The organism is Actinotignum sp. usb-actsch-rep-73 (assembly GCF_059082735.1).
The window spans coordinates 1-7,252 of sequence record NZ_JBHNPV010000002.1; the positions used below are offsets into that span (position 1 = coordinate 1).

The window sequence follows — 7,252 nt, forward strand, 5'->3', positions numbered from 1 at the left end:
AACACTTCAACACTGAGGCCGTGAAAACCCAAAAGGGCTTTCACGGCCTCACTTGTGTTTGCTGGCAATCTCAGACGGTGCCAGCCAATTGCCGGCACAACAGTCGGCAACGTGTCCGACGCTACAAGCCGTCTGTGACGATAGACCGCCTTCTTTGATTCATTAGGGTGGAATGCTTGTTCTATGAGTGAAACGACCAATCAAGTGTCATCGGGCTACATTATCGAAGGTGCCCCCGAGGGCATTCAGGCTTACCGTTCGGCCGCCCATGATCGTCTTGCCCACCAGTCACGCGTGGTGTTGCGACTCGGTCAGATGTTCCTGGCAAGCGGTGCCAGTGCATATCGCGTAAAAAACTCAATGACAACGCTTGCCAAAGCAGTAGGTATCGCAGAGCATCACGCGCAAGTCACCTACACGGAGATCATCGCCACCGCATATGCGAACGGCACCTTCCGTACTGGTCTTGCTGAACAACGCCAAATGGGCGTCAATGCCGACCGTATCGACAGGCTTAACAACTACGTCGCTTCTATTAAAGGCAAGGCAGTTCTGGTTGAAGACGCTGAAAAAGCGCTTGACGAAATCGAACGGGTGAAGCCACTGTATGACTGGTTTCCGAACGCTGCAGCATCTGGACTTGCCTGTGCTGCCTTCTCATTCCTGAACAGTGGCGGCTGGGTTGAATGCTCAGCTGTTGCAGTCGCAGCATTCTTTGGCCAGGCGCTTCGGCGTCAGATGCTCCACCGTCACATGAACCACTTCGGTGTGTGGATGAGTTGTGGTGCAGTCGCGGCGCTCATCTACATCCTTCTCGTTGCCCCTGCACAGCACTTCCTTGGCCTTGAGCCTACGCACCAAGCTGGTTTTATTTCAGCAATGCTGTTCCTAGTCCCTGGCTTCCCGCTAGTGACGGGCATTATTGACCTGGTCCGACACGATTTCCAAGGCGGTCTAGGTCGTCTGACGTACGTCTTCATGCTCTTGTTGTCTGCGGGCGTCGCCACCTGGGTAGTGTCAACAGTCTTCCACTGGTCTGTCACTCCCGAATACAGCTACATCCTCACCCCCTGGTTGCTCTATACTCTGCGGTTTATCACGAGCTTTGTCGCGGCGTTTGGCTTTGCTGTCCTGTTTAACTCGCCAACGCGAGTAGCGGGAACGGCGGCATTGATTGGTGCTTTTATCAACGTTGGGCGTCTTGCTCTGGTTGACGAGCTTGATGTTCAGACGCCCGCAGCTGTCGGTCTTGCAGCCCTTGCTGCAGGCCTCCTTGCAACGTTTGCAGCGGAGCGCACGCGGTTCTCTCGAGTGACGTTATCTGTCCCGGCGGTGGTCATCATGATCCCAGGTGTTCCGCTTTACCGTTCGCTCACCTACTTGAACAACGGCCAGATGCTCGAAGCCCTCCAGTCGCTATTCACCGTTATTTTCACGATCGTGGGTATCGGCATGGGTCTTGCTGTGGCGCGAATGCTGACGGATAAGAACTGGCTCACGGAATCGGCGCCCGTTGTGCCTCTCCTGGACGAGGTCCTCCCAGATTCGTTCAGCCCTACAGACAGCGCTGACACGGTGGCCAATGACCACACTTCTGCCCAAGTACATGAAACAGTTGGAGCTGCTGGCGGTGAAGAGGCTCTGAGTGAGCAGTCGCTTGCCGAAGCAAGAACACCAGATGATACATCCTCAAACCAAGAATTGAGCGACTAACGTAGCGTTCGACTTTTCATAGGTGGGGGCCACAGGCGGTGCCTGCGTTGAGGGCAGAGGAGCATTCAAAGGGGTTGAAAGCGTAAGGCAAGCAAGCGGTGCTCTCATCTCGTCGAATTTAAGATAAAGAACCGGGCGGGTACCACGTGCGTGGTGCCCGCCCGGCCTCGTCATTGAGAGAGCAGCGGAAGGTGAAAGGATCAGCTAAGTCCGCCGAGGATCTGGGCTACGAAGATCTTGCCGACCATTGCGACCGGGTAGATCAGAGCGTAACCAAGGGCAACGCGTGGATCCGAGTTCGTGCGGCCGTTGGCGAATGCCAGAACAGCAGGCTGGGTCTGCAGACCGCCGAGGAAACCGGACAGCTGCGTGCCACCCATCTTGAAGATCCAACGCATGATGACGTAGGTGCCAACTGCGAGGATCGTTGTGATGACGAAGCCCAGGATGAAGATCTTGATCCAGTCACCCGAGGTGAAGGCGTTCGCAATCTGTCCACCAGCGTTGGCGCCAGCCTGTGCGAGGAAGACCAACAGGCCGAACTCAGAAAGAACCTGGCAAGCGGTGAAGGGCAGAGCAGTGACCAGCGGTCCGATACGACCCAGACGACCGAAGACCAAGCCAACGATCAGGGTGCCTGCTGCCGAACCGATCGAGAAGTATTCACCGGACGGGGTCAGGATCGGGAGTTCACCGATCGCGATACCGAGCGCCATACCGAGACCCAGCGCGATCGGGTTCAGATCCGAAAGGCCACGAGCCGAGTCGCCGAAGAACTTCGTGATGGCTTCCATCTTGGAGGTAGGAGCAACAACGCGAACACGGTCACCCTGCTGAAGGATTAAGCCCGGCTCGGCAACCATGTCAACGTCACCGCGACGCACACGGGAGATCGTTGCGGAGAAGTGCTTCGCCATCTCTAGGTCAGCAACCGCGCGACCGGCAACCTTCGGATCGGAAACCGTCATGCGACGGAAGTCAAGGTAAGTGCGGTCTTGCATAAGGGAGTGTGAAGAAGCGTGACCCAGCTCAGTTGCTGCGCGAGCAACCAATTCACGAGGACCTATGACGGTCACCAAGTCACCCGGGTCCAGAGTGTCAGACATCGACGGGCGGGTGATCGGGCCGGTCTCACCACGACGCAGACGCGAGAATGTGACCTTCGACCCGAGCTTCTCGTAAATGTCGCCAACGAACGGGTGATCGTCGCGCTCAACGCGGATTGTGCGGTTCGCCAGCGGGGAAGGAGTATCGCGGTCGTTCTTGCCGTAGGAGAGCGCTGCGGCAGAAGCTACGAGCATACCGATCACACCGAACAGGTAGGCAATCGAGTAGCCGACAGTTGCGCGGTCCAACTGACCTGAGGCTTCGCCGGCGGCTGCAAGAGCGGGGGTGTTCGTGACCGCGCCAGCGAACGTACCCGAGATCAGTGCGATATCCATGCCGAGGGCCTTACCAACGCCAAGGCCAACGCCGGCCGCGACGACGTAGAGCACAACGACGGTCAAGATCGGGCCGACAGCGGTCTTCAAGTTATGGAAGAAGGACGCGCCGGAGTTGATACCGATAGCGAAGGTAAAGAGGGTCAGGCCGAGCGTTCCCAGTTGCGGGGTCACGCGAAGCTCGATGCCGTATGCCTGTGCCCACGCCGCCAAAATAATGGCGAAGAACAGAACGGCCGCAGCACCGAGACCGATGCCCTTGACCTTGATATGGCCAAACGCCATACCGATGCCAATGAGCAGGAAGAGGAAGAGAACTGGCTGCTCAGCCAGCAGAGCGAATACTGTTTCCACAGTTACGACTCCAATGTTGTGTTGACGGAGTAATCACGCCCATTATTGCAGGTTTGTCCGCAAAGGTAATTAGTTCATCGTCCTATCTGTGACGGATAAAGCGCCGAAAACCTATCGTTTGTGTCACGTATGCAAATGAAACGACAAAGGCGATGAGATTCAGATTCCGCAGTGTGAGATAAAAGGCGGGGCGAGGCCCTAGTGGGCATACGGTTTACCCGTGTTCAACATTCTCTCGGTTGGTATTTCCGTCCTGGTCATCGTACCCGGGCGTGCGAATCCTGCCGCGTGAAAACGGATGGATCGCACGCCTAATCCCCATCGCTATGACGCGGCTGGGGATTTTTTGTTGAGATCCACCCACACATAGAGAGGACCCAGCGGTGAAAGACACTGCTCCCACGCAGATGATGACCGGGGCGCAAGCGATTATTGCTTCCCTTGAAGCTCTCGGCGTGACCGACGTGTTCGGCATGCCCGGTGGCGCAATTCTTCCTACTTATGATCCGTTGATGAGCTCAAAGCTCAATCACATTCTTGTTCGTCACGAACAGGGTGCAGGCCACGCCGCTGAAGGCTACGCTCTTGCTACCGGCAAGGTCGGTTGTGCGATTGTCACATCCGGCCCGGGTGCAACAAACACCCTGACAGCGCTGGCCGACGCAAACATGGACTCCGTCCCCATGGTCGTGATTTCAGGTCAGGTGGGTGCCTCCCTGATTGGCACCGATGCATTCCAAGAAGCCGATATTGTTGGCGCCTCGATGCCACTGACGAAGCATGCGTTCCTTGTCACCGACGCTACAGAGATTCCATCTCGACTGGCTGAAGCCTTCGAGATTGCGTCGACTGGTCGTCCCGGCCCGGTCCTCGTTGATGTCACGAAGTCCGCGCAGACTGCCCAGATGAACTTCTCTTGGCCACCCGCCATGGACCTGCCCGGTTACAAAGAAGCTGCCAAGCCTCACAAGCGCCAAGTGCGCCAGGCTGCAGAGGCAATCCTTCAAGCGCAAGCCCCGGTGCTGTACGTCGGCGGTGGCATGATCCGTTCGGGTGCAACCGATGATCTTGCTCGACTGGTTGAGGCAACCGACGCTCCGGTCGTCACTACTTTGACCGCACGTGGTGCATTCCCAGATTCTGATTCACACACCTTGGGTATGCCTGGTATGCACGGAACCGTGGCAGCCGTCGGTGCTCTGCAACGCTCCGACCTGATCGTCACACTCGGTGCTCGCTTCGATGACCGCGTGACCGGCAACCTCGATTCTTTCGCGCCTCGTGCGAAGATCGTGCACATCGACATTGATGCCGCTGAGATCTCGAAGAACCGATTCGCGGACATTCCGATCGTCGGTAACCTCGCCGACGCGCTTCCGATGCTCGTTGACGAAATCGTCGCGATGAAGAAGAAGGACCAGGGCGATGACATCTCCGGATGGTGGCGTTACCTCAACCGTCTGAAGGACCGCTACCCGATGGGGTGGACGAAGACTGAAGACGGCATGATGGCCCCGCAGGAAGTCCTGTCGCGACTGTCCAAGATCGCAGGCCCCGATGCTATCTACGTGACCGGCGTTGGCCAGCACCAGATGTGGTCGGCTCAGTTCATCCAGTCCGACAAGCCGAGGCACTTCATATCCTCGTCTGGTCTGGGCACCATGGGCTTTAGCATCCCCGCCGCCATGGGCGCCCAGGTCGGCAAGCCGAACAACGTTGTGTGGGCAATCGACGGTGACGGTTCGTTCCAGATGACCAACCAGGAACTGGCCACCTGCACGGTGAACAACATTCCGATCAAGGTCTGCCTGATCAACAACTCCGTGCTCGGCATGGTGCGTCAGTGGCAGTCGCTGTTCTACGACAAGCGCTACTCCAATACAACGCTCAACCCCGTTGACGGAGAGCAGATCCCGAACTTTGAAATGCTCGCCACCGCCTACGGTATGGCAGCGCGCACCGTCCGTTCTATCGACGAAGTCGACGAGGCTATCGAATGGGCCATGTCCATCAACGACCGCCCTGTCCTGATCGACTTTAGAGTCTCGAAGGACTCCATGGTGTGGCCGATGGTCGCAGCAGGTGTGTCGAACGATGAAATCCGCTATGCCAAGGGTATGGCACCCGACTGGGATGTGGAGGACTGAAAATCATGGCACAAACACATACTCTGAGCGTGCTTGTTGAAAACAAGCCCGGTGTCCTGACCCGCGTCTCGGCACTGTTCGCGCGTCGCGCATTTAACATCACCTCGCTTACCGTGGGTGAAACTGAGCATCCCGAAATCTCCCGCATGACGATCATCGTCAAAGCAGAAGACCAACCCTTCGAACAGGTCACCAAGCAGTTGAACAAGCTGGTGAACGTGCTCAAGGTTGTGGAGCTTGAACCGGAAGACTCCGTGGAACGTCGCCTCCTCCTGATCAAAGTGCGCGCCGACGAAAAGCGTCGCACCGGCGTCTTGCAGGTTGTCGACCTCTTCCGTGCTCACGTCGTCGACGTGCAGACGGAAACGGTCGTCATCGAATCTATTGGCTCACTATCTAAACTCGAAGCACTTGTCCGCTCCCTTGAGCAGTACGGTGTGACAGAAATCGTCCAGTCGGGCGCTGTGGCGATCGGCCGCGGATCACGCTCGATCACGGATCAATTGAAGGAGAAATGACAATGACTGAGATCATCTACGACGACGGTGCAGATCTGTCGATCATCCAGTCCAAGAAGGTTGCCATCATTGGCTACGGCTCGCAGGGTCACGCCCATGCGCTCAACCTCAAGGATTCCGGCGTCGACGTGGTTGTTGGTCTGCGTCCGGGCTCTTCCTCATGGGACAAGGCTGAATCCGCTGGCCTGACTGTCAAGGACGTTTCCGAAGCTGTGGCCGAAGGTGACGTTGTGATGATCCTGGTTCCGGACCAGGTCCAGCGTTTCGTCTACGCAGAGCAAATCGCCAAGAACCTCAAGGACGACGCCGCACTGTTCTTCTCGCACGGCTTCAATATCCGCTACGGCTACATTGCCCCCGAAGCCGGCCACGACATCTGCATGGTCGCCCCGAAGGGCCCGGGACACACCGTTCGTCGCCAGTTCCTCGAAGGTAAGGGTGTTCCGGCCCTCGTCTGTGTCGAGCAGGACGCATCCGGCCAGGCGCTCGCACTCGCACTGTCCTACGCCAAGGCAATCGGTGGCACCCGCGCAGGCGTCATTGAGACCACCTTCACTGAAGAAACCGAAACCGACCTCTTCGGCGAGCAGGCAGTCCTCTGCGGTGGCGTTTCCAAGCTTATCCAGTACGGCTTCGAAACCCTGACCGAAGCTGGCTACAAGCCCGAAATGGCCTACTTCGAGGTCTGCCACGAACTGAAGCTCATCGTTGACCTGATCAACGAGGGTGGCCTGACCAAGCAGCGTTGGTCCTGCTCCGACACCGCAGAGTACGGCGACTACGTCTCCGGCCCACGCGTCATCGGCCCGCAGGTCAAGGAAGCCATGAAGGAGGTCCTTGCCGACATCCAAGACGGCACCTTTGCCAAGCGCTTCATCGCCGACCAGGACAACGGCGGCCTCGAATTCAAGGCGTTGCGTGCAGAAAACGAAGCGCACCCGATCGAAAAGACCGGCCAGAAGCTCCGCAAGGCCTTCGGCTGGACCTCGGCAGACTCCGACTACACCGATGGTTCCGCAGCTCGCTGATCGATTCCGCGCGAGTGATGTCGCCTTCCACTAGGGAAGCATGACGGAGG

At 57.6% G+C, this 7,252-nt stretch carries 5 protein-coding genes; 4 read left to right on the plus strand and 1 reads right to left on the minus strand.

Annotated features, from left to right (window positions below):
- Window positions 1–183: 183 nt before the first annotated feature.
- The gene (locus AC5RE1_RS00295) at window positions 184–1,713 is read left to right on the plus strand and encodes a threonine/serine exporter family protein (RefSeq protein ID WP_493938176.1); all 1,530 of its coding nucleotides are present in this window, start codon (window positions 184–186) and stop codon (window positions 1,711–1,713) included.
- Window positions 1,714–1,913: 200 nt separating this feature from the next.
- Here AC5RE1_RS00295 and AC5RE1_RS00300 read toward each other — a convergent pair whose 3' ends face one another.
- The gene (locus AC5RE1_RS00300; protein ID WP_219585722.1) at window positions 1,914–3,509 is read right to left on the minus strand and encodes an aspartate:alanine exchanger family transporter; all 1,596 of its coding nucleotides are present in this window, start codon (window positions 3,507–3,509) and stop codon (window positions 1,914–1,916) included.
- Window positions 3,510–3,916: 407 nt separating this feature from the next.
- Between AC5RE1_RS00300 and AC5RE1_RS00305 the strand changes: the two genes are divergently transcribed.
- From AC5RE1_RS00305 to ilvC, 3 genes are read left to right on the plus strand one after another with little or no spacing between them, the layout of a single operon-like run.
- Window positions 3,917–5,656 (plus strand): acetolactate synthase large subunit, encoded by a 1,740-nt coding sequence (locus AC5RE1_RS00305; protein ID WP_040318740.1) that lies wholly within the window; start codon window positions 3,917–3,919, stop codon window positions 5,654–5,656.
- 5 nt (window positions 5,657–5,661) lie between these two features.
- On the plus strand, window positions 5,662–6,174 hold the full coding sequence (gene ilvN, locus AC5RE1_RS00310; protein WP_006681797.1) for an acetolactate synthase small subunit: 513 nt from the start codon (window positions 5,662–5,664) through the stop codon (window positions 6,172–6,174).
- A 2-nt stretch (window positions 6,175–6,176) separates the two neighbouring features.
- Window positions 6,177–7,202 carry a ketol-acid reductoisomerase gene (ilvC, locus tag AC5RE1_RS00315; RefSeq protein WP_006681796.1) on the plus strand — a complete coding sequence of 342 codons (1,026 nt, stop codon included), beginning with the start codon at window positions 6,177–6,179 and terminating at the stop codon, window positions 7,200–7,202.
- Window positions 7,203–7,252 lie beyond the last annotated feature (50 nt).

Bases quoted from the DNA above. Each gene is read 5' to 3' on its own strand.
- ilvC (WP_006681796.1), top strand. From the start codon at position 6,177: ATGACTGAGATCATCTACGACGACGGTGCAGATCTGTCGATCATCCAG.
- AC5RE1_RS00305 (WP_040318740.1), top strand. From the start codon at position 3,917: ATGATGACCGGGGCGCAAGCGATTATTGCTTCCCTTGAAGCTCTCGGC.
- ilvN (WP_006681797.1), top strand. From the start codon at position 5,662: ATGGCACAAACACATACTCTGAGCGTGCTTGTTGAAAACAAGCCCGGT.
- AC5RE1_RS00295 (WP_493938176.1), top strand. From the start codon at position 184: ATGAGTGAAACGACCAATCAAGTGTCATCGGGCTACATTATCGAAGGT.